The organism is Butyricicoccus sp. AM27-36 (assembly GCF_003480945.1).
Lineage (GTDB): Bacteria > Bacillota > Clostridia > Oscillospirales > Butyricicoccaceae > Agathobaculum > Agathobaculum butyriciproducens.
In genome coordinates, this window is the sequence record NZ_QUJR01000037.1 from 1 (window position 1) to 1830 (window position 1830).

Below are 1830 nucleotides of genomic sequence, written 5' to 3' on the forward strand. Positions count from 1 at the left end.
TAGGACTATGCAACAAATGTTCGATTGCAAAGTGTTACGAGGACAAGAATATTGCATTTTTGCAACTTTTCTGTGTACCAAAGTTTAATTATGAATCAAATGTGAACAATTCCTGCCCTGATTGACTTTGTTTCGTATATACGGTATGATAGAATCCCAATCAAAGATGAAAGCCTAAACTCCATACTTATCTTAGCTTTCTTTAATTTTGGTTTCGGTGATACATGGCTTGTCAGCAAATATGCATAGTAACGCAATGCACAGACAGGCCGAATAGCAAAAAGCAGGAGGTTAATTGGACTTTGACAACTGAATAAAGCTCCATCTGTAACGAATTTTCCGTGTCGGGCAACCGACAAGCCGCTTCGATAAAACAGCCGGTCAGCTACCGGCGTGGCGAGAACAGCGGAAAAGGATACTCCCCACCGGCGGAATAAGATTCGGGTGAGAGGTGTCGTAAGTCAATCGGCAAGTGTAAGAATACGAGCGCAGAATGCTACCTGCGGCAGAATGGAGTGTAAATATGCCGCTTACAATCTTATGATTGATATGATATAATAATAGTGTTGTTGGCTGTGCCATCACCGTTACAAACACAAGGAGTAAACGATGATTACAGCAATACAGAAACCAAAAAGAAAGTATGGAGAGGGCAGTATATACCAGCGAAAAGACGGCCGCTGGGTAGCAAAGTATAAGAGCGTGAATATGCTCAAACCGTGTGTTGTGTACGCTAAGAGCGAATCCGAAGCAAAGCGCAAGCTGCGCGAACTCAAAAAGGACGCTGCAAAAGGTCTTGTCAAAAGCACAAGCAGGCGTTTCGGTGATTACGCCGACCAGTGGTTATACACTTTCAAGCTGCACTCGGTTGAGGACAGCAGCTTCGACAAATACGAAAGTGCTTATTTGACGCATATTAAGCCTGCGTTTGGCAAAATGCAGCTTGCGTCTATTCACAGTGAGCAGTTGCAAAAACTGCTTGTTGAAAAGAGTCAGACGCTTTCGCTCACTGTTGTCAAAATCATTTATATCATTCTTTCCGAAATTTTTTCTTATGCTCATTCTGAGGGCGATCTCTCACGGAATCCTATGCACAATGTCAAGATGCCGAAGAAAGCGACCTTTAAACCGGAACGCGAAATTGTTGCGCTGGAAAGCGACGAAGTGCGGGCAGTCGAACGGATTGCAGAAATGAAAAATAAAAATGGTAGACCCTGTATCATGCAGGCACACGCATTGGTCTTTCTGGTGCATACCGGTTTGCGGTGCGGTGAGTTTTTAGCACTCAAATGGTCTGACATTGATTTTGAAAGCAGAATCGTTACGGTGAACAAAAATCTGTCGATGGTCTACGACCGCGACAAGGACGGCGTGCGTATCAAGCATAAGAAAGCACGGATTAAGTGTACCAAAACGGCAAGCGGCAACCGCATTGTGCCGTTGAACACAAAAGCGATTGCCGCTTTGAACAGTCTGAAAGCTGTCTATCGTGAAATGGATATTGTCAGCGATTCCGTTGCGGTAACGCGCAAGGGTACAACACTGAGCAGCGACCAGCTTCGCCGTGTTCTGCGTCGCGTATTGGCGTATGCCGGTATCGGCAAGCCGTTCACACTTCATCAGCTTCGTCACACCTTTGCTACACAGGCACTTAACGCCGGTATTCCGATTACCGTAGTAAGCAAGTGGCTCGGACACGCGAATATATCTGTTACTTATAACACCTATATTCATGTGTTGGAATCCGCAGAAGCTGCAGCAGTAGAGCTTCTTGAAGTCATTTGAGAAATCTAAAATCCATTTGGTTTCATTTTGGTGTCACGACCAAAT

The 1830-nt window shown here is 44.9% G+C and carries 1 protein-coding gene; it reads left to right on the forward strand.

Features of this window, described 5'->3' with window-relative positions; translation table 11 throughout:
• The first annotated feature begins 609 nt into the window (after positions 1 to 609).
• Entirely contained in the window at positions 610 to 1785 is a 1176-nt protein-coding gene (locus tag DW724_RS15355; RefSeq protein WP_118762051.1) for a tyrosine-type recombinase/integrase, read from the forward strand.
• Positions 1786 to 1830 lie beyond the last annotated feature (45 nt).

Excerpts from the sequence above, each read along its gene's own strand:
- DW724_RS15355 (WP_118762051.1), top strand. The coding sequence starts at position 610 with ATGATTACAGCAATACAGAAACCAAAAAGAAAGTATGGAGAGGGCAGT.